This is a genomic window from Streptomyces sp. TRM70350 (assembly GCF_019219825.1).
GTDB lineage: Bacteria > Actinomycetota > Actinomycetes > Streptomycetales > Streptomycetaceae > Streptomyces.
In genome coordinates this window covers 1-21,858 of sequence record NZ_JAHUXH010000021.1, presented here as the reverse complement: position 1 = coordinate 21,858, position 21,858 = coordinate 1, and the positions used below count along the sequence as shown (strand labels likewise).

The window sequence follows — 21,858 nt, the reverse complement described above, 5'->3', positions numbered from 1 at the left end:
AAAGAAATATGGAGGCAGTATCCGAGCACGTCGCGGCTTTCCGCCGCTTCAACCGCTACTTCACCCGCCGCATCGGCGCCCTCGACGACCACTACCTGGGCCAGAACCGCCCCCTCGGCGAGGCCCGCCTGCTCTTCGAGATCGGCGACGGCGCCTCGCTGCGTGAGCTGCGCGCCCGGCTCGGCCTGGACGCGGGCTATCTGAGCCGGATGGCCAAGGCCCTGGAGGCACAGGGCATGGTCCGGCTGAGCGTCCACCCCGGCGACAACCGGCTGCGCATGATCGAACTCACCCCGGCCGGACGCGTCGAGGTCAACGAACAGAACCGCCGGGCCGACGCCCTGGTGACCGGCCTGCTCGACGGTCTCACCCCGGCCCAGCGCGCCCGGCTCACCGAGGCCATGACCACCACCGAGCGCCTGCTGCGCCTGGCCGGCATCACCGTCGAACGCGTCGACGGCGCCTCCCCGGACGCCCGCGCCACCCTCGCCGCCTACGCCGCCGAGCTGGACGAACGCTTCCCCGAAGGCTTCGATCCCGCCGATCTCGTACGCCCGGAAGAGGTGTCCGGCGACTCGGGTGCCTTCTTCGTGGCGTACGAGGACGAACGTCCCGTCGGCTGCGGCGGGCTGCGCCCTCTCGAACCGGGCGTGGGCGAGATCAAGCACGTGTGGGTCCACCCGGACGCCCGGCGGCTGGGGCTGGCCCGCCGGATCCTAGCGGCGCTGGAGCGCGCGGCGATCGAGCGCGGCTTCGACGTCGTACGACTGGACACGCACGCCGTGCTCACCGAGGCGCAGACGATGTACCGGGCGGCCGGCTACACGGAGATCCCGGCGTACGCCGAGCACATCTACGCCGGGCACTGGTTCGAGAAGCGGCTGCGCTGACCTGTCCGGTCGGCTGAGCGCCCTGCGCCGCCGCCGACTTGGCCGGCTGGACGGCGCTCAGAAGGCTGAGGCCGGGGGCCGCCTAGCGCAGGTGCTTGATCGCCGCGACGGAGTCGGCGGGACCCTCGTACCCGACGGCGTCCAGCCGCTCGCGCACCCAGCGGGCGCGCACATCCGTGTCGGTGGCCGCGGCGGCCTGCTCGACCAGGGCGACGGCCCGCTCCAGGCCGGGGCGGGTTGAGGAGCTTCCGAGCGTCGTAGCAGAAGCAATGTGCCCAGGGAAAACGACGACGACCCCCGGCCCGTGGTGGCGGGCCGGGGGTCGTGCGGCGGGTGTCGCCGGGGTCAGATGAGGCCGAGGCCGCGGACCGCCTCGCGCTCCTCCTCCAGCTCCTTGACGGAGGCGTCGATGCGGGCGCGGGAGAAGTCGTTGATCTCCAGGCCCTGGACGATCTCGTACTTGCCGTCCTCGCAGGTGACCGGGAAGGAGGAGATCAGGCCCTCCGGGACGCCGTAGGAGCCGTCGGACGGGATGCCCATGGAGACCCAGTCGCCCTCGGGCGTGCCGTTGACCCAGGAGTGGATGTGGTCGATGGCGGCGTTGGCGGCGGACGCGGCCGACGAGGCGCCGCGGGCCTCGATGATGGCGGCGCCGCGCTTGGCAACGGTCGGGATGAAGTCCTCGGCCAGCCACTTCTCGTCGTTCACGACCTCGGCGGCGTTCTTGCCCGCGACGGTGGCGTGGAAGATGTCCGGGTACTGGGTGGCGGAGTGGTTGCCCCAGATCGTCAGCTTCTTGATCTCGGAGACCGGCGTGCCCGTCTTCTTCGACAGCTGGGTCAGCGCGCGGTTGTGGTCCAGCCGGGTCATCGCGGTGAAGCGCTCGGCCGGTACGTCCGGGGCGGCGGCCTGTGCGATCAGCGCGTTGGTGTTGGCCGGGTTGCCGACGACGAGGACCTTGATGTCGTCCGCGGCGTGCGCGTTGATGGCCTGGCCCTGCGGCTTGAAGATGCCGCCGTTGGCCTCCAGCAGGTCACCGCGCTCCATGCCCTTGGTGCGCGGGCGGGCGCCGACGAGGAGGGCGACGTTGGCGCCGTCGAAGGCGACGTTCGGGTCGTCGGTGATGTCGATGCCCTGGAGCAGCGGGAACGCGCAGTCGTCCAGCTCCATCGCGGTGCCCTCGGCGGCCTTCAGCGCCGGGGTGATCTCCAGGAGGCGGAGCCTGACCGGCACGTCCGCGCCGAGCAGCTGGCCGGAGGCGATGCGGAAGAGCAGGGCGTAACCGATCTGGCCGGCCGCGCCGGTGACGGTGACGTTCACGGGAGTGCGGGTCATGGCGTTCTCCGTATGACAGCTGGCGGTGGGGCGTCCCTGCCCCGGCTTTTTTGATCGATCTCTTGGCGTCAAGAGAGATCCAGCGGTCAGGCTATCGCGCATCCGGGATCCCGGACGTGCGGGTTGATGTGGCCCACCCCACAGAACCCACGAAAGGCGGCGGCCGCCCGTCCGGGAGAGGAGAGACGGGACGACCGCCGGGTAGGGGTACCGTTGCCGGACTCCCGTGGGGGTACTGTGCGCGTTCCCGGGATCGCGGAACGGCATGCGCACCGCCGACGCCTTTCTGCCGCGCTTCTACTGTGTGCAGCCCCGCTCCCCCGACGCCAGCGTGGCGCACGCCGTGGCCTCGCCCGCGTCCTTCACGGCGATCATCGGGGTGTACGCGATGGTGTCACCGACGGCTGTGATGGAGCCGTTCTCCTTGGTCGTGCCCACGGTCACCTGGACCTCGTCGCCCTCGGCGGCCTGGGTGATACGGCCCCACGCCGCGCCGCAGGTCTCGCTGTAACGGACCTCGACGACGGTGGTGCCGACGGTCGCCGTCCTGGCGGTGGTGACGAGGTCGCCGCTGCATCCCATGGTCTCCGCGTCCTTGCCGGTGCAGGTGTCGCCGCTGCACTTGACGCCGGGTGGCAGGTTGGCGTCGATGCTGACGGACGGGGACGGGGCGGCGCTCGCGGTGTCGTTCCGGTCGCCGCCGGTGAGGTGGTACGCGGCACCGGCCGCGACGGCCACGGCGACGGCACCGGCGGCGAACAGCGCGAGCCGCTTCTTGCCGGACGCGCCGCCGGAAGGGGCGCCTGGCGGGGTCGGCACTCCGGCGCCCGGCGGGCGCGGGGACGGCGTGGGCACTCCGGCGCCCGGCGGCGGGGTGGGGGTCGGCACTCCGGCGCCCGGCGCCCGTCCGGCCGACGCCGGATTCACCCCCGTACCGGCGCCACGACGGCCGCTCGCCCGGGACGGCCCGGTGTACCCCGCGAGCCCCCACGAGTTGACCGTCGGCCGTGCCTCGGCCTCCCGGGCGTTCGCGTCCGGTGCCGTCGGCTGGGGCGGCACCGTCGGGGCCACGCCCGCCGGGCCCGCGATGCCCGGCATGGCCGTCGCGCTGCCGCCCCTGCGGGCCGTCTTGCCCTTGGTGTTCGCCGGGGGCGCGCCGAACTCGCCGAGCGCCGCGCGCGCCTGCGATATCCGGATCGCCTCCATGGTCCTGTCGTGGCGCATCTCCGAGCGGCTCCAGGCCCGTTCGGCGAGCTCCCACATGGTGGTCAGATGGATCGGGTTGGTGCCGGTGACCTCGGCCAGCGCGACGATCGCGCCCTTCGGTGCGAGCAGCCGCCCGTTCAGGTAACGCTCCCAGGACGTCTTGCTGTAGCCCGTGCGGTCGGACAGCGCGGAGATACTCAGGCCGCTGCGGTCCACGAGCCGCCGCAGCTGGCCGACGAACTCCTCTATCTGCGGATCGAGTTCATCCGGCAAGGCCTTCCAACGAGGCATCGCTTCCCCCCTTTTCCCCCTGTACGTGCTGCTTGTTCCCCCGTCGACTGGGATGCACCCCGTCAGATCTCAGTTCCCGGGACGTCCCGATTGGGCAGATTAGCCCCGCTGTGCAGTGCCCAGTCCGGCATTCCCGAAGCTGTCAATACATCGACACAACGGGAACACACCGACGGCCTCGGACGTCTCAGGGGCGCGCATCGCACCCAGGCGCAACCGGTCCTCGACGGTGGCGGAGCGCGGACTCCGCAGCGGAACGGTCACTTCCGTGCCACAGCGTACGGACAGCCGTTGAACAGGTTGTTCGACGTGCGGGAGTTTGGGTGCGGCGGCGGCCCGTCCTTGCTCGGGGGAGGGGACGGGCCGCCGTTTCGTGGGAGCGCCCGGCCTGCTAACTGCTGACGGTGAAGTGCAGGGTGTCCTTCAGGAACGGGAGCTCCAGCCAGGGGTTCGGCTGGGCCATCAGCGCCAGCAGGACGATCGCCAGGCCGAGGACGCCGTAGGTGGCGATGTCCGTGAAGCGGGAACGCACGGCGAGCATGCCGACGCCGGGCAGCAGCCAGCGCAGTACGGCGCCGCCGACCAGCGCCGCGCCGATCAGCATCGTGCCGATCCGGAACGCGTCGAACGCCGTCAGCAGCAGGCCGAGGCCGACCAGCGCGAGCACGGCGAGCATCGGCCACTGCCGCGCGGGCGCGGGCGCGTCCCCGGGCGCCGCCCGGCCGCCACCCTCGGGCCGCGCGGTGTCCTTCGTGAACAGGGGGAAGCGGCGGGTGGTCCGCCGGGGCGTCCCGTCCTCGTCCACGACACTGATCGCGTCCCGCACGACAAGCTCGGCGTCGTCGAGAGCACCGTTCACGGACGCGCCGTGCGCGGGGGTCGCGGAGCCGTTCGGCGACACACCGTCCGACGCGGGCACGGAGCCGCTCGGACCCTCGCCGCCCGCAGCGTAGGCCCGGCCGTTCGGGGCCTCGCCGCCCGCAGCGCGCGCCCGGCCGTTCGGCGATGCACCGTCCGCCGTCTGTGCCCCGCCGCTCGGCGATACGCCATTCTTGGCGGCAGCCCCGTTCTGTGCGGGGGCGCCGTTCCGCTCGGCGCCCCCGTTCTCCTCAGGTGACTCCGCCGACTCAGCCGACACTGCGCTCCGCCGCCTCGACCACGTTGACCAGCAGCTGGGCCCGGGTCATGGGCCCGACGCCGCCGGGGTTCGGGGAGATCCACCCGGCGACCTTCGCCACGTCCGGGTGGACGTCGCCCACGATCTTGCCCTCGGCGCTGCGCGAGACGCCGACGTCGAGGACGGCGGCTCCCGGCTTGACGTCCTCGGGCCGGACCAGGTGGGCGGACCCGGCGGCCGCGATGACGATGTCCGCACGCCTGAGGTGCGCCGACAGGTCCCGCGTACCGGTGTGGCACTGCGTCACCGTCGCGTTCTCGCTGCGCCGGGTGAGCAGCAGCGGCATCGGCCGCCCGATCGTCACACCCCGCCCGACGACCACGACCTCCGCCCCCTTGATCTCCACGCCGTAGCGGCGCAGCAGCGTGAGCACGCCGTTGGGGGTGCAGGGCAGCGGCGCGGGCTCGTTCAGGACCAGGCGGCCCAGGTTCATCGGGTGCAGCCCGTCCGCGTCCTTGTCCGGGTCCATCAGTTCGAGGACGCGGTTCTCGTCGATGCCCTTGGGGAGCGGCAGTTGCACGATGTAACCGGTGCACGCCGGGTCCTCGTTGAGTTCCCGTACGACCGCCTCGATCTCCTCCTGCGTCGCCGTACCCGGCAGCTCACGCTGGATGGAGGCGATGCCGACCTGCGCGCAGTCGCGGTGCTTGCCGGCGACGTACTTCTGGCTGCCGGGGTCGTCCCCGACCAGGATCGTGCCGAGGCCGGGCGTGACGCCCTTCTCCTTCAGCGCCGCCACGCGGGCGGTCAGATCGGACTTGATCGCGGCTGCGGTGGCCTTGCCATCGAGAATCTGGGCGGTCATGGCCCCATCCTCCCGGATGACCGGGCCCGGGTTCCAATCCGGGTGCTCCGGGGCCGTCCCGCCGTATGTCCCCATGATCCCTTCATGATCGGTGATGTTGCACTTGCACAACACCTGGGGAATGCGGCTGGACAAGCAACCCATGCCTGAAGAACGATTGACGCCACAGTGCCGCGGGCTGTACCGGGGGGACGAACCGCATCTGTAGCAACCTTCCTCCGATCACGCCGCGTCGTCCCCGCACACCAGGCAAAACGGAGGAACACCGCCATGAGTTTCGGCGAACCGAACAACCCCTACGGCCCCCCGCAGGGCCAGCAGCAGGGATACGGCTATCCCCAGCAGCAGCCCCAGGCCCCGGGCTACGGCTACCCCGCCGCCCCGCCGGTCGGCGCGTACACCGGCGCCCCGGCGCCGACGTCCATGCCGGGCTCGGTGAGCACGGCCCGCGTACTGCTGTGGGTCATCGTCGGCCTGCAGTTCCTCGGTGTGGCCCTGTTCGCGTTCAGTGCCGCGACCGTCGAGGCCGCGAAGAGCGACGAGACGCTCCAGGAGGACGCCGCCTTCCAGCAGCTCGCCGACTACTCCACCGGCATGCTGTGGGGCATGGCGGTGTTCGCCCTGGCTTGGGGTGTGTTCGCGATGGTGCTGGCGCTGAAGTTCAACACCGGCGGCAACGGCATCCGCATCACGATCCTCGTCTTCGGCATCATCACCGCGATCCTCGGCATCTACCCGTTCATCCTGGTGGGCCTCGTCCACACCGTGCTCGCCATCCTGGTGGCCGTGTTCGTCGGCAACGCCAACGGATCCGCGTGGTTCAAGCGCCCGCGCTACTGAGCCACCCGAACACCGAGTAAGGGCCGCGGCCTCCTCAACGGGAGGTGCGCGGCCCTACGCCTTCAGGGCGGTGACGAAGGCCGCCCAGGCGGGGGCCGGGAAGACGAGGGCGGGGCCTTCGGGGTTCTTGGAGTCGCGGACGGGGGTGACGCCGGGGAGATTGTCGGCTACTTCGACGCAGTCGGCGCCCTGCCCATCGCTGTAGCTGCTCTTACGCCAAGCGACGAGACGGTAGTCAATCCCCTTGCTGCGCTTCATGTCTGTGGGTCCTCGCTGCTTTTTCGATCAGGGCAAGGGACGCGTCGGGCGGAAGTGCGACGGCCCTGAGCAGATCGTAGTCCCGCCGGTGCCGGTTCACGAGGGCCGGAAAGTCGATGATGCGCCCGTCGTAGTTTGTGTCCGCCCAGACCAGCGGCGGGGCGTCAGCGAAGGTCATGATCTTGGCCATCCCGTGTGCGAGAGGGTGCCAGGGCGTTGTTTCCGGAACGATCTGGAGAACGCTCCGCGTGGACCGGATCACATCGAGGACGTGCTCCAACTGCTCGGCCATCACAGCTGGTGGAAGCGGCGTTCTCCGGATGACCGACTCGCGCAGGATCCCCCAGTAGGTGGGCCGGTCCTCGCGTTTCCACAACTCCGCACGCGCCAACCGTGCTCGGACACGCTCCTCGACCACCTCCGGCGGCGTCTCCGGCGCTTCGTAGGTGACAACCCCCCGCGTGTAGGCCGCGGTCTGAAGCAGGCCCGGAATGACATTGGGCTGCCACTCCTCCAACGTCTGCGCCTGCTTCTCCAGGTCCGGCACGTCCTGGAAGTACAGCGGATGCCCCACCCGCCGCGCCTTGGCCGCGTCTTCACACCGCCGTTGGAAGAACCTGTCCGTCCCCAGCCGCTCGTCCACATGCTTGGCGAAGTCGATCGGCATCCCCCGCTCGCCTCGCTCGATCTGGCTGAGGAACGAGATCCCCCGGAAGCTCCCCTCCACCAACTGCTCCAGCGTCAGGCCCGCTTGCTCCCTCCTGTAGCGCAACTCGGCGCCAAAGAAGCAGGGAACGCTCACCGACGCGTCAGGGTCCTTCTTCGCGGGCACAACTCACCACCGCCGTTTCTTACTTGCCCGTGCGCAGCCGAAACCCCTTTCACGGTACGCCGCTCGACGCCACGCTGTGAGTGATTCGTCACAGAACGCACAGGACCGGAAAGGCGTACGCCTCATGCACCCCCACGACGACCTCAAGGCGAACGGCCGCATCGACCCGCCGACCTTCGCAGCCGCGTACTCCCTGAACAAGGCGGCCGACCAGTGACCGAACCGCTCGTCCTGGAACTGCTCGCGCTTCCCAAGGCCGTCCCCGAGGCCCGTCGGGCGGTTCGTGACCATCTCCGCGCGCCCTGTCCCGAAGTGCAGTTGTGCGTCAGCGAGTTGCTGACCAACGTGATCCGGCACCTGGGCGAGGGCACTCCGGTGACCGTGCGTCTGTACCACGCGCCGGACGGACGTATCCGCCTGGAGGTCACGGACCCCGACGCCCGCGCATGGCTGGTCGCCCGCACGCCGGACGAGACCGACGAGACCGGCCGCGGCCTGCTGCTGCTCGACGCGGTCGCACGGCGCTGGGGGGTGTGGCTGTCCCCCGTCGGCAAAACGGTGTGGTGCGAACTGTACGAGGACGCGGCCCTCGGAAGCACGGGCGGCTCCGTCCCGTCCACCTGAAAGGTACGAGGTACCCCCGGTCTTCCGCCGTCGCCAGCATGACCATGGCGAAACGCCACACAGCACCAAACCAACGGGGAAGGAACGTCAATGAGCCTCCGCACGACACGCACCCGCCTGGGAGCCGCCGCCGTCGCCGCGCTCGCCGTCGGCGCGCTGGCCGTGGGCGCCTCGCCCGCCTCGGCCTCCGCGTCCAGTGGCTATGTCAACGGTGCAGGCACCTACACGGACGACTTCGGCGACGAGGGCACCCTGTCCAGCTCGTCGTACTCCTCGTCGAACGCGACCTGCCTGTGGCAGCAGATCCTCTGGGCCGAGGGGGCCACCGAGTCGAACGGCTCCGCGTACGACTTCTCGGACGTCGACGGCCACTTCGGGCCCAACACGACCCACGCGACCAGGAACCTGCAGGCGCGCTGGGGCCTGTCGGCCGACGGCCTGGTCGGTCCCCAGACGTTCGGCCGCGCCGACAGCAAGCTGCGGTACGTCTCGGGCAGCACGGCCTCGGGCGAGTACCTCAGGGTCAGGTACGACGGCGCGCAACACGACATCGACCTGCTCCGCGCCACCAACGGCAGGTACATCATCTACAGCACCGGCGACCGCGACACCGGCAGCGCAGTGTACGCGGCCTACGGCTACAACAGCTGCGACTGATTCCCCGGCAGAACACGCGCCGCCGTTCATGGCCCCGGCTTCCGCCTCCGGAAGCCGGGGCCATCGCCATGGCCGACGCGCCGCGCAAAGGCGGAGCTTCCGGCCGCCCGCCCACTTACCCTGACCGTCGTCCGGAAAATTCGGGGCCGCTCGGAACGGTCCGGGACGGCTCCGGCGCGGAGAGGGGGACTCCATGCACAGCATCATCGTCGTGCCGCCGGACGCGCGCGGCACCGCGGACCACAGCAGGCTCGCACCCGGTGAAAGGCTCGTGTTCGGAAGGAGCGTGCCGGGCGGCGTCGGTCTGACGATCGCCCACGAAGGAGTGTCCCGCGCCGCCGGTGTGATCACCGCGCAGGGCGCCTTCTGGATGCTCAGCAACCTCAGCGCCCGCCAGACGTACGTCGTGGAGAACCCGGAGGGTGCGGGCGAGCACATCAAGGTGGCGCCGGGGCGGCTGGACGCCCCGGTCCCCTTCGAGTTCTCCCGCGTGGTGCTGCCCGCCGCGGGCGACCTCCTCGGCTTCGACGTCTGGGCCCCACGCCACGACATCCTGGACACCAGCGGCCGGTCCGGTGACGGCGAACCGACCGGTACGACCACGGCACCGGCGTTCTCCCTGGACCGCACGAAACGCTACTTCGCCGTGCTGACCGCCCTGTGCGAACCCCGTCTGCGCGGCGCGCCGCACGCCCCGCCGCCCACCGCCGACGCGTTGGTGGAGCGTCTGCGCGCCACCTGGCCCGCGGCGAACAGGGCGACCGTGCAGTGGAACATCGACTACCTGGCGGTCAAGCTGCGGCTGAAGCCCGACCCGGACACCACGACCGACTCGGGGCCCCGTCTCAACGGCAAGAAGGAGTTACTGGTCTCACTCGCGCTCCGCTTCGACCTCGTACGGGAGGACGACCTGGTCGTTCTCGCCACCCCGAGCGGGGTGACGTCTTGACCGGCCGACCGCACGCCGTCCAGGTGCCGGCCGGCTACCGCGTCGGCCGCTGGGAGGTCCGCGAGCCGATCGCCTCGGGCGCCTTCGGCACCGTCTACGCGGCCCGTGCCGCCTCGGGGAACGGCGCGCCACCGCGGCGGGTGGCCCTGAAGTTCCTGCCCACCGGCACCCACACCCCCCGACAGCTCGCCCACCTGCGGGACCTGGCCGAACGGGAGGTGGAACTGCTCAAGCGCCTGCGCGCACCACGCCTCGTCCGCATGTACGAGGCCCTCACCGTCGACGACCCCGGGCACCCCGAACTCGACGGCGCCACCGTCCTCGTACTGGAGCGGGCGCAGGGCTCGCTGGACACGCTGCTGTCGCTGCGCCCGGCGACCGGCGCCGTGTCCGCGCTGCTCGTCCAGGTCTGCGAGGGCCTGGACCAGCTGCACCGGGCCGGTTGGGTGCACGGCGACCTCAAACCCGCCAACGTCCTCCTCATGGACGACGGCACCATACGTCTCGCCGACTTCAACACCGCCGCCGAACTCGACGGCACCCACGCCTACGCCGCCGCCTTCGCCACCCCCGACTACACCCCGCCCGAACTCCTCTGGCCGGAGATCAGCCCCCGTGGCTTCCAGATCCGCCCCACCGCGGACATCTGGGCCTTCGGCATCCTGGCCCACCTCGCCCTCGCGGGCACGCACCCCCTGCCCGGCGCCACCCCGGCCGCCCGCCGGGACGCGGCGGTGCGCCATGCGCGCGGCGCCGAGGAGCTGCGTCTGAGCGCCGAACTCCCGCCCGCCTGGCGGCAGATCATCGCCGACTGCCTCGCCCGTACCCACGAAGAACGCGCCGCCCACGACACGGCCGCCCTGCTGCGCCGCGTGGCCCAGGCGGCGGGCACCGCCCGCTCCCCCCGCCTGCCGCGGCTCCGCTCCCGCCCACGGGGCCGCCTCATGCTGGCCACCACCACGGCGACGGTGCTGCTCACGGCCCTCACCCTCGGCGTCAGGGCCCTGGTGGGCGACGGCGGGTCACCGGGGCCCGGGCTGCAGGCGGAGACCGCCGCCGACGCCTCACCCACCACCACCGGCGTCTCGGCGACGGCGACCGGGTACGACCGCTGCCCGCCGGGCCACATCTGTTTCTTCACCGAACCGGCCGGGCAGGGCGACATGTGCGACTGGTGGGGTGACGACGTCGACTGGATCCAGGGGGAGAACAGTTGCGACTGGGCGGGCCGCGCGGACGCCCGGTCGGTCTTCAACAACGGGCTCGACACCGACGCGGGCGAGCAGTTCGTGGACGTCGTCTACTACGGACAGCGCGCTCTGCGGGCCCGCGAGGGCTGCGTGGAGGTCGGCACGAAACGCGATCTACCGGCAGGAGTGCGCCCGCTGTCCCACATGTGGGCGGAGAACTGCTGAGCACTCCCCCGGCGATCCCTGGTCCGGGCCGTCCTCGGACGTTCGAGGTTCCGCGGCCCCGCGCCGGAAGCCATGGTGAGGGGGTGCCGCCGGACGGCGGCCCAGCACCAGGACGCAGCAGGGGGACGCGGAATGAAGCGTGCATACGTTGCCGCGTGCGCGGTCGCGGTCGTCGTCTCGACGGCCCTGACCGGGTGCACGCCGGACACCGACGACACCGCGGCCGCCGCGACCCGGCAGCGGGAGGCTCCGCGATCGCTGACGCACGCGCAGGAGGTGCGGCTGAAGGACGCCGAACAGCTCCTGGTCAAGCGCTGCATGACACGCCAGGGCTTCACCTATCACGAGCACCGGCCGATGACCCTGGAGGAGCTGCGCCCGGTTGGCTATGTCCAGGACGACATCGCCTGGGCCCGGGAACACGGATACGGCAGCCGCATCGCGGACAAGGGAAACCGGGCCCGGCGCGACAACCCCAACATCGCCCATCGCGCGTCGCTGTCCGACAAGGAGGGCAGGGCCTACGACACCGCTCTCAACGGCGGCGCGAGCGGACCGACGGTCTCGGCCGAGGTGCCGGGCAGCGGCAGGATCAGCAAACGCGTCGGCGGCTGTGTCGGTGAGGCCGAACAGCAACTGTACGGCGACCTCGAAACGTGGTTCGGCGCCGACAAGACGGCGAGCGGTGTCCGTGCCCTCGCCGAGGCAGAGGTCATGGACGACCCTCGGTTCACGGCGGCAGTCGAGCGCTGGGCACGGTGCATGAAGCGCTCGGGCCACCCCTACACGGATCCGGGCCTGGCCCGGGAGGCGGTCCAGCGGCGATCCGGGCGGCTGCCGGACGCCGAGGCGTTCGAGGTGGAACGGACGACCGCCGTCGCGGACGCCACCTGCGCCCGGCAGGTCTCCCTCAGGTCGGTCGCGGAGGAGCGGCAGGCCCACCACCTCGCCGGGTTGCTCGACGAGCACGGCGAGTACGGCGACGCGCTCGACACAATCGCCCGGATCCAGCGGGACGCCCTGGACCGGGCGGAGCGGATCGTCGGCCCCCGAACCTGACGGCCCGGCCGAGCCGTACCGCAGCACCCCATTCCCCACAGGCTTCCGCGGCAGCGGGCCGCGGATCGGCATGCCTCGACCGAGGCGACCTCATCCCACACAGGAGGACACCATGCGTAAAACAGCAGCGGCGCTCGCCGCCCTCGGACTGGCGGTGCTCGGCGTCTCCGCCACCGCGACCACGGCCCACGCGGGCCCGATCTGCAACTCCAAGTGGCCCGGCAACAACAACCGTGACGGCATGGTCCGCGCCTGGCAGCTGAACGACTGCTCCGGCATCTACCTCGGCGGTACCCAGTCCTGGGACTCGGACTGGGGCAACAGCAGCGGACCCTTCCAGGGGAACGACGACAACCGGGCCTCGTCCGTCATGAACAGCGGTTACGTCGGTGACTTCGACATCGTCGCCTTCTACCGGCTGCCCGGCTACGGCGGCGGTTACGCCTGCCTGGCGCCGGACGAGCTCTTCGCGGACAAGCTGAGCGACAACTACTTCACCAACGACGACCCCGTCGACAACCGGATCTCCTCCCACCGCTGGGTGAACAGCTGCTCCAACCTGCTCACCTGAGCCCACCTGCCGCTGTGCCGAGGGCGGCATCCTCGGCACAGCGGCAGGACGGGGAAGGGAAGGTCGAGGCAGGTTCCACGTCAGTGGAAGAAGTGCCGCGTCCCCGTGAAGTACATCGTCACGCCCGCCTTGCGCGCCGCCTCCACGACCTGCTCGTCACGGACCGAACCGCCCGGCTGCACCACGGCCTTGACGCCCGCGTCGGTGAGGATCTCCAGCCCGTCGGGGAAGGGGAAGAAGGCGTCGGAGGCCGCGTAGGAACCCTGCGCCCGCTCGGCACCGGCCCGCTCCACCGCCAGCTTCGCCGAGTCGACCCGGTTGACCTGCCCCATGCCCACGCCGACCGAGGCGCCGTCCTTGGCGAGCAGGATGGCGTTGGACTTCACGGCCCGGCACGCCCTCCAGGCGAACGCCAGCTCCTTGAGCTCCTCGGGGCTCAGCGCCTCACCGGTCGCCAGCGTCCAGTTGGCGGGGTCGTCGCCCTCGGCCTGGAAGACGTCCGTGATCTGGGCGAGGCCGCCGCCGTCGATCGGCTTGAACTCCGCCGAGGGCTCCGGTGCCTGCGGGCAGCGCAGTACGCGGATGTTCTTCTTCTTGGTGAGCGCTTCGAGCGCGCCCTCCTCGTAGTCGGGCGCGACGACGACCTCGGTGAAGATCTCGGCGACCTGCTCGGCCATCTCCTTGCTGACGGGCCGGTTGACGGCGATGACACCGCCGAACGCCGACAGCGGGTCGCAGGCGTGCGCCTTGCGGTGGGCCTCGGCGACGTCCGCGCCGATCGCGATGCCGCAGGGGTTGGCGTGCTTGATGATCGCGACGCACGGCTCGTCGTGGTCGTAGGCGGCACGGCGGGCGGCGTCCGTGTCCGTGTAGTTGTTGTACGACATCTCCTTGCCGTGCAGCTGCTCGGCCTCGGCCAGACCACCGCAGCCGCCGGTGTAGAGGGCGGCGGGCTGGTGCGGGTTCTCGCCGTAGCGCAGCACCTGCTTGCGCTGGTACGTCACCCCGATGAACTCCGGGAACTCCGCACCGTCACCGACGTACTCGCCCGCGAACCAGCCGGCCACCGCCACGTCGTACTCGGCCGTGTGCCGGAACGCCTCGGCGGCCAGCCGCTTGCGGGCGGCGAGGTCGAAGCCGCCGCCGCGCACGGCGGCGAGGACGTCGGCGTACCGCTGCGGGCTGGTGACCACGGCGACCGAGGGGTGGTTCTTGGCGGCGGCGCGGACCATCGACGGGCCGCCGATGTCGATCTGCTCGACGCACTCGTCGGGCGAGGCGCCGGAGGCGACGGTCTCCTGGAACGGGTAGAGGTTGACGACGACGAGGTCGAACGGCGCCACGCCCAGCTCGCCGAGCTGCTGCCGGTGGCTGTCGAGCCGCAGGTCGGCGAGGATGCCCGCGTGGACCTTCGGGTGCAGGGTCTTCACCCGGCCGTCCAGGCACTCGGGGAAGCCGGTGAGCTCCTCGACCTTGGTGACGGGGACGCCGACGGCGGCGATACGGGCGGCGGTGGAGCCGGTGGAGACGAGTTCCACGCCCGCCTCGTGCAGGCCACGGGCCAGCTCCTCCAGCCCGGTCTTGTCGTAGACGCTGACGAGCGCGCGACGGATGGCCCGCTTGTTGCTCTCGGCGGTGGCGGTCACTGGATAACTACCTTTCGTCCCTCAATGCGATAGCCGTTGCGGGCGAGCCGCCCCACGACATCGACGAGCAGCCTTCGCTCGACTTCCTTGATGCGCTCGTGCAGCGCGCTCTCGTCGTCCTCGTCCCGGACCTCCACCACGCCCTGAGCGATGATCGGCCCGGTGTCGACGCCGTCGTCGACGAAGTGGACGGTGCAGCCGGTCACCTTGGCGCCGTACGCGAGCGCGTCACGGACGCCGTGGGCGCCGGGAAAACTGGGGAGGAGGGCGGGGTGGGTGTTGATGAACCGCCCGCCGTAACGGGCCAGGAACTCCTTGCCCACGATCTTCATGAACCCGGCGGAGACGACGAGATCGGGCTCGTACGCGGCGACGGCGTCGGCGAGGGCGGCGTCCCACGCCTCCCGGGTCGGGTAGTCCTTCACCTTCCGTACGAAGGTGGGCAGCCCGGCGCGCTCGGCCCGCGCGAGGCCCTCGATGCCGTCGCGGTCGGCGCCGACGGCGACGATCTCGGCGCCGTACTCCTCGGGCCCGGTGGTCTCGATGGCGTCCAGCAGCGCCTGCAGGTTGGTGCCGGATCCGGAGACCAGCACGACGAGGCGCTTGGCGCGCTTGGCCACGGGCTTGGCGGCCACGGTGGGGCCCTTTCTCGGAAGACGTTTTGTAGGGTCGTACGAATGCTTCGCGCCCCCTGATACGGGGAAGCCTACGAAGCAGCCGACCGTCAGCAACGATACCGGCACACCGGGCGGCCCCCATGGGACGGGGGCGTGGCCGGAAGGTAGCGTCTGGGAGGAGCCGGTTCGGGAACGCGGTCCGGGCACCGCGCGTTCACCAGTAACCGGCGAGATGCACAAGCATCGGCCAGCAAGATCCGTAGAAGCCAGATCCGTAGAAGCCAGATCCATCGGATCCATCCAGATCCATAAGGGGAAGACGCTCTCTTGATGCCGGACCGCAGTCTGCGACTCCTCACGTTCCCCCCGCAGTCGGTACAGGGGAGGGAGCGCAGTGGCGTGCTGCTGCGGGAGCGCCCCGCCTCACCGGCCGACGCACCGTCGGGCGACGCCAACGGCGACCGGCAGGACGACAACCCCTTCGCTCCCCCGCCGGAGGGCACGCCGGACCGGCCGTGGCAGCCGCGGCGGCCCTCGGGCGACAGTGGCGGGGACTCCGGAGGCTCGGACGGCGCTCAGGGAGACGGCGGGCGCCCCGTGTGGGGCAGTCAGTGGAGCGACCGGCAGCCCGGCCGCTCCTCCGGCGGCGGCTTCGGCGACCGGCCCGGCGGCGGCCCCGAGCGACCGGGCGGTCCGGCGCCGGGCATGCGCTGGGACCCCACGGACCCGGCACAGCGCCGGGCCCGCTATGCGCTGCTGGCGGGCATGTGGGCCTTCTTCTTCGCGCTGTTCGGCTGGACGTACGTGGCGCTGCTGCTGGGTGCGCTGGCGCTGTACTGGGGCATCAGCGCCCTGCGCACCAAGCCGCGCACCCCGTCGCCGGACACTCCGGCCGACGCGACACCGGCCCGCCCGCAGGCCGCGGCGGCGGTGAGCGGTCTGGTCACGGCGTCGCTGGCGATCGCGCTCGTCGGCGCGTCGTTCGCGGCGCAGCTGGTGTACCGCGACTACTACACGTGCACCAATGACGCCCTCACGAACCAGGCCCGCCAGGCGTGCAGCGAGCTGCTGCCGGAGCAGTTGCGGGATGTTCTGGGGGAGAACGCCTAGTCGCCTAGTACGGCTCAGGGGGCGCCGGGCGCTGAGGGGCCTTCGGTGGGCGGGTCCGGCTTCTTGAGTTCCGTCGACTCCGTCGGCTCCATCTGCTTCATCGGCTCCGTGTGCTTCGTCGGCTCCGTGTGCTTCGTCGGGTCTGGCGGGGCTGGCGGGTCTGGCGGGTCCATCGCCTCCGCCTCCGCCTTCGCGGAGGCTTCGCGCAACGCCGCCCAGCGGGCCTCGCGGGCGGCGTCGTCGTGGGGCCAGGGGGGTGGGGGGCTGAGCGGGAGGGGTTCGTAGGGCTCGTAGGTGTCGTACGAGTCGTGGGCGTCGTAGGTGTCGAGGGTGTCGTCCGCGAGGTCGGGGATTTCCGGGTCGTGGGTCGGCTCCGGTGATGCGGGGCCCTGCGCCGGGTCGGCTCCGGTGCCCTGCGGTCCCGTGCCGGCGTCCGTTTTCGTGTCCGGCACCGCTCCCCCCTTGCCCTCCGCCACCGGCTTCCCCTTGGCCGACCCTTCCGTCTCGCCTTCTCCGACCGTCCCCCGGCACCCCCACCACCGCACCGCCAAAGCCACGGGCACCCCCACCATCGCCATCCACCCCACCGTCGCCAACGCCACCTGCCACCACACCGGCCCGAACCGGGCCAGCGCGTCCACCCCCAGCGGCCCGCCCGCCAAACCCGCCAGCAACGCGAGCCAGGCCCCGCACAGCACCGCCGCCACCCCGGCGTACCCAGCGGTCCGCCCCAGCGACCAGGGCTCAGCACCATCCCGGGTGCCCGCCGCAGCCCGAGCCGTGAACCACCCCACCGTCACCCCGGCCACCACGGGCACCGCGCCGGCCGCCCAGTTCAGCGGCGTACCGCCCCCCGCCCCCGGCACCGCCGCCAGCAGCGGAATCGGCGGGAGGAGAGGGGTGGGGTCGGAGGACAGCGGGCACGTGACATGTCCGGCGCTCAGCGTGAAACCGGGCCCGAGGGCGTACGCCGCGCCCCACACCGCCGCGTTCGGCACCAGCGCCAGGCACAGCAGCAGCACCGCGAACCGCCCCGACCAACCCTCGGTCAGCTGTGCGAACGTCACCCGAGCGGCCGGTCCGTGCCACACCAGCGACGCCGCCACCAGTAGGGCTCCGCCCCCGACCAGCACCGCGGCCCCGGCCGTCGCCGCCCGCGCCGAGACGCCGAGCCGCTCCCGGGTCTCCGCGCCGACCAGGGCCCGCCGCAGCGGCCCCAGCAGGTTCAGCACGCTGTCCACCGGTCGGCGAGGACGCCCGTACGCCGTCCACACCCCGGTCCCGGCCGCGCCGACGGCGACGAGCGGCAGGCATACCGCCGTCCGCTCCCAGTCCGGCCGCAGCATGCCCCCCGCCGTATACGCCGCTACCGCGCCGCCGATGGCGAGATAGCCGAGCACCACCCCCGCCCACGCCGTCCGCCCAGCCACCAAGGGCGCCGGTTCGTCACTCTCGTAGGCCCCGTCCACCGCGTCCCGGGCCGCCCGGTGCAGCAGCCACACCGGCAGGAGGAGCAGCAGCATGGGGGTGAGGCCCACGGGGGCGGGGGAGCCGGAGAGGGTGTCGGTGCGGATGAGGTCAGCGCCGTGCGCCAGCAGCCACAGCGCCGCGGCCACGTGCAGCGCGCCGCCCGGCCCGCTGTCGGGATAGGGCGAGCTGATCCACAGCATCATCACCAGCACGGCGAACGAGCCCAGCCCCAGCCCGGCCGCCACCACGCCGCCCAGAAGGCTGGTGGCCAGTCCGGGCGATCGGCGGCGCACCCGCGTGAGCCGGGGAGACAACGGCGATCGGCGGTCGGTCATCAGGATCACGACGGCCATGCTCCCAACGACACGCGCTTTCCCGGCGTAACAGGCGAACCGCCGATGTGTCGCTCAATATGTGCTTATGTGCTTTTTCGTTCAAAGGGGTGACCTGTGACAGAGAGCCCTGCAACTCCGCTTCCCCCGCCCAAGGAGCGGCGACGTCTGCGCGAAGCCGGTTCCCTGACACAGGCTCAGGTCGCATCCCGGGTGGGCGTCTCCAAGGGGACGGTGCGGGCGTGGGAGTCCGGTCGCACGACGCCCCACGGCCGAGAGGCGGAGGCGTACGCGAAACTGCTGGCCTCCCTCGCGACCGAGGCCGCCGCCACCGCCGTACGAGCCGAAGAGCCCGCATCCGACCCCGGGCCGTCACCCGCAGCGTCTGCCGGACTGTCACCCGCAGCGTCTGCCGAACCGTCACCCGGATCGGCCCTCGAACCGCTGACGCCCGATCAGGCCTTCGACGCGCTCTACGCGTTCTGCGCGCCCGCCCTCGTCCGGCAGACGTATGTGCTCACCGGGCGGCGTGAGCTGGCCCGCGAATCGGTCGAGCGGGCCTTCCAACTCGCCTGGCAGCGCTGGCCCGAAGTGGCCCTCGACCGGGACCCGGCGGGCTGGGTGCGGGCGGCGGCGTACGAGTACGCGCTCTCCCCCTGGCACCGCTTCCGCCGCCGCTACCGCCACCCGGAGGCCCCACCGGCCGACCAGCGCGAGCGCGCGCTGCTGAACGCCATCCTGACACTGCCGCCGCCGTACCGCCGTACCCTCCTCCTCTACGACGGTGTGGGCCTGGGCCTGCCCGAGACCGCGGCGGAGACGGAGGCGAGCACTCCGGCGACGGCGAACCGGCTGATGCACGCGCGCCAGGCCGTCGCATCCCGCCTGCCCGACCTCGCCGACCCGGCGGAGCTGCAGCGGCGGCTCACCGAACTGGCGTCCACGGAGCGGCTGCGCGCGGCGAGCCCCATCGCGGTCCGCCGCGGCAGCGAACGCCGGGCCCAGTTCTGGACCCGGGCCGCCATCGCCTTCACCGTCACGCTGATCGGCGCGACGGCACTGACCCTGCGGACGGCTCCGACGCAGTACGAGCCGCCGGTGCCCGCCGGGGAGACCGTGCGGGGCGTGCCCCCGCGGGCGGCGCCGGGCCCGCTGTCGTACGAGCAGCTGGAGCTGCGGCAGAAGCTGCGGCAGGCGATCGTGAGTGGGCCGGAGCGGTTGGTGCCGGAGGCGCGGTGAGCATACGGAAGGACCCGCTCCCCTGCCGGGGTGCGGGCCCTTCCGCTGCGTTCGGCTGTGTTCTGCCTGTGTTCTGTGGTGTTCCGCTGTGCTCCGCTGTGCGCTGCGTCAGCCGGCGAGGATCTCGCGGGCCAGCTTCGCGGTCTCGGTCGGGGTCTTGCCGACCTTGACGCCCGCGGCCTCCAGGGCCTCCTTCTTCGCCTGGGCCGTGCCCGACGAACCGGAGACGATGGCACCCGCGTGGCCCATGGTCTTGCCCTCGGGGGCGGTGAAGCCCGCGACGTAGCCGACGACCGGCTTGGTCACGTTCTCCTTGATGAAGGCCGCGGCCCGCTCCTCGGCGTCGCCGCCGATCTCGCCGATCATGACGATCAGGTCGGTCTCGGGGTCGTCCTGGAAGGCGGCGAGGGCGTCGATGTGGGTGGTGCCGATGATCGGGTCGCCACCGATGCCGACGGCGGTCGAGAAGCCGATGTCGCGGAGCTCGTACATCATCTGGTACGTCAGCGTGCCGGACTTCGAGACCAGGCCGATGCGGCCCGGCTTGGTGATGTCGCCCGGGATGATGCCGACGTTGGACTGGCCCGGGGTGATGATGCCGGGGCAGTTCGGGCCGATGATGCGGGTCTTGTTGCGCTTCTTGCCGGCGTACGCCCAGAAGGCGGCCGTGTCGTGCACGGCGATGCCCTCGGTGATGACGACGGCGAGCGGGATCTCGGCGTCGATGGCCTCGACGACCGCGTCCTTGGTGAACTTCTCCGGCACGAAGATGACGGAGACGTTGGCGCCGGTCTTCTCGATGGCCTCCTTGACGGTGCCGAAGACGGGTACCTCGGTGCCGTCGAAGTCCACGGTCTGACCCGCCTTGCGCGGGTTCACGCCGCCCACGACGTGCGTGCCGTCGCCGAGCATGAGCTTGGTGTGCTTCATGCCGGTGGCGCCGGTCATGCCCTGGACGATGACCTTGCTGTCCTTGTTGAGCCAGATAGCCATGGTGTGTGGATGTCCTCGTCCTAGGTGCTTACTTGGCGGCTGCGGCGAGCTCGGCGGCCTTGTCGGCCGCACCGTCCATGGTGTCGACGCGCTGGACCAGCGGGTGGTTGGCGTCAGTGAGGATCTGGCGGCCCAGCTCGGCGTTGTTGCCGTCGAGACGGACGACCAGCGGCTTGGTGACCTCCTCGCCGCGGTCCTCCAGCAGCTTCAGGGCCTGGATGATGCCGTTGGCGACCTCGTCACAGGCGGTGATGCCACCGAAGACGTTGACGAACACGGACTTCACGTCCGGGTCGCCGAGGATGATCTCCAGTCCGTTCGCCATCACCTGGGCGGAGGCGCCGCCGCCGATGTCCAGGAAGTTGGCGGGCTTGACGTTGCCGTGCTTCTCACCGGCGTACGCGACGACGTCCAGGGTGCTCATCACGAGACCCGCGCCGTTGCCGATGATGCCGACCTCGCCGTCGAGCTTGACGTAGTTGAGGTTCTTCTCCTTGGCGGCCGCCTCGAGCGGGTTGGCGGCGGCCTTGTCGTGGAGCTCCTCGTACTCGGGGTGACGGAACTCGGCGTTGTCGTCCAGCGACACCTTGCCGTCGAGGGCGATGACGTCACCGGAGGCGACCTTCGCGAGCGGGTTCACCTCGACGAGCAGGGCGTCCGACTTGATGAAGGTGTCCCACAGCCTGACGAGGACGTTCACGACCTTGTCGGCGACCTCGGCCGGGAACTTGGCGGCCTCGACGATCTCGCGGGCCTTGGCCTCGTCCACACCGTCGATGGGGTCGATCGCGATCTTGGCGACGGCCTCGGGGCGGGTGGCCGCCACCTCCTCGATCTCCACGCCGCCCTCGACGGAGGCGATGGAGAGGAAGGTGCGGTTGGCGCGGTCGAGGAGGAAGGAGACGTAGTACTCCTCGATGATCTCCGGAGCGGTCTCGGCGATCATGACCTTGTGGACCGTGTGGCCCTTGATGTCCATGCCGAGGATGTCCGTCGCACGGGCGACGGCCTCGTCCGGGGTGGCGGCCAGCTTCACGCCTCCGGCCTTGCCGCGGCCACCGACCTTCACCTGCGCCTTGACGACGGACTTGCCGCCCAGCCGCTCGGTGATCTCGCGCGCCGCCTCAGGCGTGTCGATGACTTCACCGGCCAGCACCGGTACATCGTGCTTGGCGAAGAGGTCCCTCGCCTGGTACTCGAACAGGTCCACGCGCTTCCGTCCCTATCAGTGATCTCGCGGTTCGTTGGATGCGTGGGCGTGCCGCGAAGGGCAACGTGACGACCGCATGTGTCACAAGGGAAGCGCACACGGTGTCCGAGCGCGCGGCATGTCCGTCTCGCAGGTTATCTCTGCTTGCGGGGGGCCTCTAAATCGCGGGTCACATGTGAGCGGTGATACCTGTCACATGATGCCGGGCTCACTGGCACGGGGTGCCGCTGGTGAGGGAATGGGGTGATCAGGCGGCGATCAGGCAGGGAGCGCGGGCCGCACGGCGCAAGGGGCGGGGCGGGGAGTACGCCGGTGACGGGCGCGAGGGACCG

Annotated in this window: 21 protein-coding genes; 10 read left to right on the top strand and 11 right to left on the bottom strand. The window is 71.3% G+C overall.

Annotated elements, in window-relative coordinates; translation table 11 throughout:
- Nucleotides 1-8: 8 nt before the first annotated feature.
- On the top strand, nt 9-890 hold the full coding sequence (locus KWI83_RS26395) for a helix-turn-helix domain-containing GNAT family N-acetyltransferase (RefSeq protein ID WP_218516879.1): 882 nt from the start codon (nt 9-11) through the stop codon (nt 888-890).
- A gap of 345 nt (nt 891-1,235) precedes the next feature.
- Here KWI83_RS26395 and KWI83_RS26385 read toward each other — a convergent pair whose 3' ends face one another.
- From KWI83_RS26385 to KWI83_RS26370, 4 genes are all read right to left on the bottom strand, one after another.
- Nucleotides 1,236-2,225, bottom strand: coding sequence for a malate dehydrogenase (locus tag KWI83_RS26385; RefSeq protein ID WP_218516877.1), 990 nt, complete (start codon nt 2,223-2,225; stop codon nt 1,236-1,238).
- 297 nt (nt 2,226-2,522) lie between these two features.
- Nucleotides 2,523-3,722 (bottom strand): XRE family transcriptional regulator, encoded by a 1,200-nt coding sequence (locus tag KWI83_RS26380; protein WP_218516876.1) that lies wholly within the window; start codon nt 3,720-3,722, stop codon nt 2,523-2,525.
- A gap of 391 nt (nt 3,723-4,113) precedes the next feature.
- A complete protein-coding gene (locus KWI83_RS26375) occupies nt 4,114-4,581 on the bottom strand; it encodes a DUF3017 domain-containing protein (RefSeq protein ID WP_308122189.1) in 468 nt (155 codons plus the stop codon).
- A 268-nt stretch (nt 4,582-4,849) separates the two neighbouring features.
- Nucleotides 4,850-5,704, bottom strand: coding sequence for a bifunctional methylenetetrahydrofolate dehydrogenase/methenyltetrahydrofolate cyclohydrolase (locus KWI83_RS26370; RefSeq protein WP_218516874.1), 855 nt, complete (start codon nt 5,702-5,704; stop codon nt 4,850-4,852).
- 270 nt (nt 5,705-5,974) lie between these two features.
- Between KWI83_RS26370 and KWI83_RS26365 the strand changes: the two genes are divergently transcribed.
- Nucleotides 5,975-6,544 (top strand): hypothetical protein, encoded by a 570-nt coding sequence (locus tag KWI83_RS26365; RefSeq protein WP_218516873.1) that lies wholly within the window; start codon nt 5,975-5,977, stop codon nt 6,542-6,544.
- A 54-nt stretch (nt 6,545-6,598) separates the two neighbouring features.
- Here KWI83_RS26365 and KWI83_RS26360 read toward each other — a convergent pair whose 3' ends face one another.
- A complete protein-coding gene (locus KWI83_RS26360; protein ID WP_218516872.1) occupies nt 6,599-6,802 on the bottom strand; it encodes a DUF397 domain-containing protein in 204 nt (67 codons plus the stop codon).
- Nucleotides 6,780-7,634 (bottom strand): helix-turn-helix transcriptional regulator, encoded by an 855-nt coding sequence (locus KWI83_RS26355; RefSeq protein ID WP_218516871.1) that lies wholly within the window; start codon nt 7,632-7,634, stop codon nt 6,780-6,782. The genes KWI83_RS26360 and KWI83_RS26355 overlap by 23 nt, the downstream gene beginning before the upstream one ends.
- 213 nt (nt 7,635-7,847) lie before the next feature.
- Between KWI83_RS26355 and KWI83_RS26350 the strand changes: the two genes are divergently transcribed.
- The 6 genes from KWI83_RS26350 to KWI83_RS26325 all read left to right on the top strand — a co-directional run bounded on the left by KWI83_RS26350 (nt 7,848) and on the right by KWI83_RS26325 (nt 12,909).
- Complete coding sequence (locus tag KWI83_RS26350; RefSeq protein WP_218516870.1) at nt 7,848-8,258, top strand: ATP-binding protein; 411 nt, start codon at nt 7,848-7,850, stop codon at nt 8,256-8,258.
- A gap of 90 nt (nt 8,259-8,348) precedes the next feature.
- Complete coding sequence (locus tag KWI83_RS26345) at nt 8,349-8,915, top strand: peptidoglycan-binding protein (RefSeq protein WP_218516869.1); 567 nt, start codon at nt 8,349-8,351, stop codon at nt 8,913-8,915.
- A 193-nt stretch (nt 8,916-9,108) separates the two neighbouring features.
- Complete coding sequence (locus KWI83_RS26340) at nt 9,109-9,864, top strand: FHA domain-containing protein (RefSeq protein ID WP_218516868.1); 756 nt, start codon at nt 9,109-9,111, stop codon at nt 9,862-9,864.
- Nucleotides 9,861-11,279, top strand: a complete 1,419-nt coding sequence (locus tag KWI83_RS26335; RefSeq protein ID WP_218516867.1) for a serine/threonine-protein kinase — start codon at nt 9,861-9,863, stop codon at nt 11,277-11,279. The genes KWI83_RS26340 and KWI83_RS26335 overlap by 4 nt, the downstream gene beginning before the upstream one ends.
- 132 nt (nt 11,280-11,411) lie before the next feature.
- On the top strand, nt 11,412-12,338 hold the full coding sequence (locus KWI83_RS26330) for a hypothetical protein (RefSeq protein WP_218516866.1): 927 nt from the start codon (nt 11,412-11,414) through the stop codon (nt 12,336-12,338).
- A 112-nt stretch (nt 12,339-12,450) separates the two neighbouring features.
- Nucleotides 12,451-12,909: a hypothetical protein gene (locus tag KWI83_RS26325; RefSeq protein ID WP_218516865.1), complete on the top strand. Its 459-nt coding sequence runs from the start codon at nt 12,451-12,453 to the stop codon at nt 12,907-12,909.
- Between the two features lie 80 nt (nt 12,910-12,989).
- On the opposite strand, the gene purH is transcribed toward KWI83_RS26325, so the two are convergent.
- Both purH and purN read right to left on the bottom strand, forming a co-directional pair.
- Entirely contained in the window at nt 12,990-14,555 is a 1,566-nt protein-coding gene (purH, locus tag KWI83_RS26320; RefSeq protein WP_218516864.1) for a bifunctional phosphoribosylaminoimidazolecarboxamide formyltransferase/IMP cyclohydrolase, read from the bottom strand.
- Complete coding sequence (purN, locus tag KWI83_RS26315; RefSeq protein WP_218516863.1) at nt 14,552-15,190, bottom strand: phosphoribosylglycinamide formyltransferase; 639 nt, start codon at nt 15,188-15,190, stop codon at nt 14,552-14,554. Before purN ends, purH begins: the two co-directional genes overlap by 4 nt.
- Nucleotides 15,191-15,502: 312 nt before the next feature.
- On the opposite strand from purN, the gene KWI83_RS26310 reads away from it, so the two are divergent.
- Nucleotides 15,503-16,282, top strand: a complete 780-nt coding sequence (locus KWI83_RS26310) for a hypothetical protein (RefSeq protein WP_218516862.1) — start codon at nt 15,503-15,505, stop codon at nt 16,280-16,282.
- 14 nt (nt 16,283-16,296) lie between these two features.
- Here KWI83_RS26310 and KWI83_RS26305 read toward each other — a convergent pair whose 3' ends face one another.
- The gene (locus KWI83_RS26305; protein ID WP_256362837.1) at nt 16,297-18,105 is read right to left on the bottom strand and encodes a DUF6350 family protein; all 1,809 of its coding nucleotides are present in this window, start codon (nt 18,103-18,105) and stop codon (nt 16,297-16,299) included.
- A 96-nt stretch (nt 18,106-18,201) separates the two neighbouring features.
- On the opposite strand from KWI83_RS26305, the gene KWI83_RS26300 reads away from it, so the two are divergent.
- Nucleotides 18,202-19,323 carry a helix-turn-helix domain-containing protein gene (locus KWI83_RS26300; RefSeq protein ID WP_218516861.1) on the top strand — a complete coding sequence of 374 codons (1,122 nt, stop codon included), beginning with the start codon at nt 18,202-18,204 and terminating at the stop codon, nt 19,321-19,323.
- A 108-nt stretch (nt 19,324-19,431) separates the two neighbouring features.
- Here the strand turns inward: KWI83_RS26300 and sucD are convergent, their stop codons facing one another.
- A complete protein-coding gene (gene sucD, locus KWI83_RS26295) occupies nt 19,432-20,316 on the bottom strand; it encodes a succinate--CoA ligase subunit alpha (protein ID WP_218516860.1) in 885 nt (294 codons plus the stop codon).
- A gap of 28 nt (nt 20,317-20,344) precedes the next feature.
- A complete protein-coding gene (sucC, locus tag KWI83_RS26290) occupies nt 20,345-21,526 on the bottom strand; it encodes an ADP-forming succinate--CoA ligase subunit beta (protein ID WP_218516859.1) in 1,182 nt (393 codons plus the stop codon).
- Between the last annotated feature and the right edge of the window lie 332 nt (nt 21,527-21,858).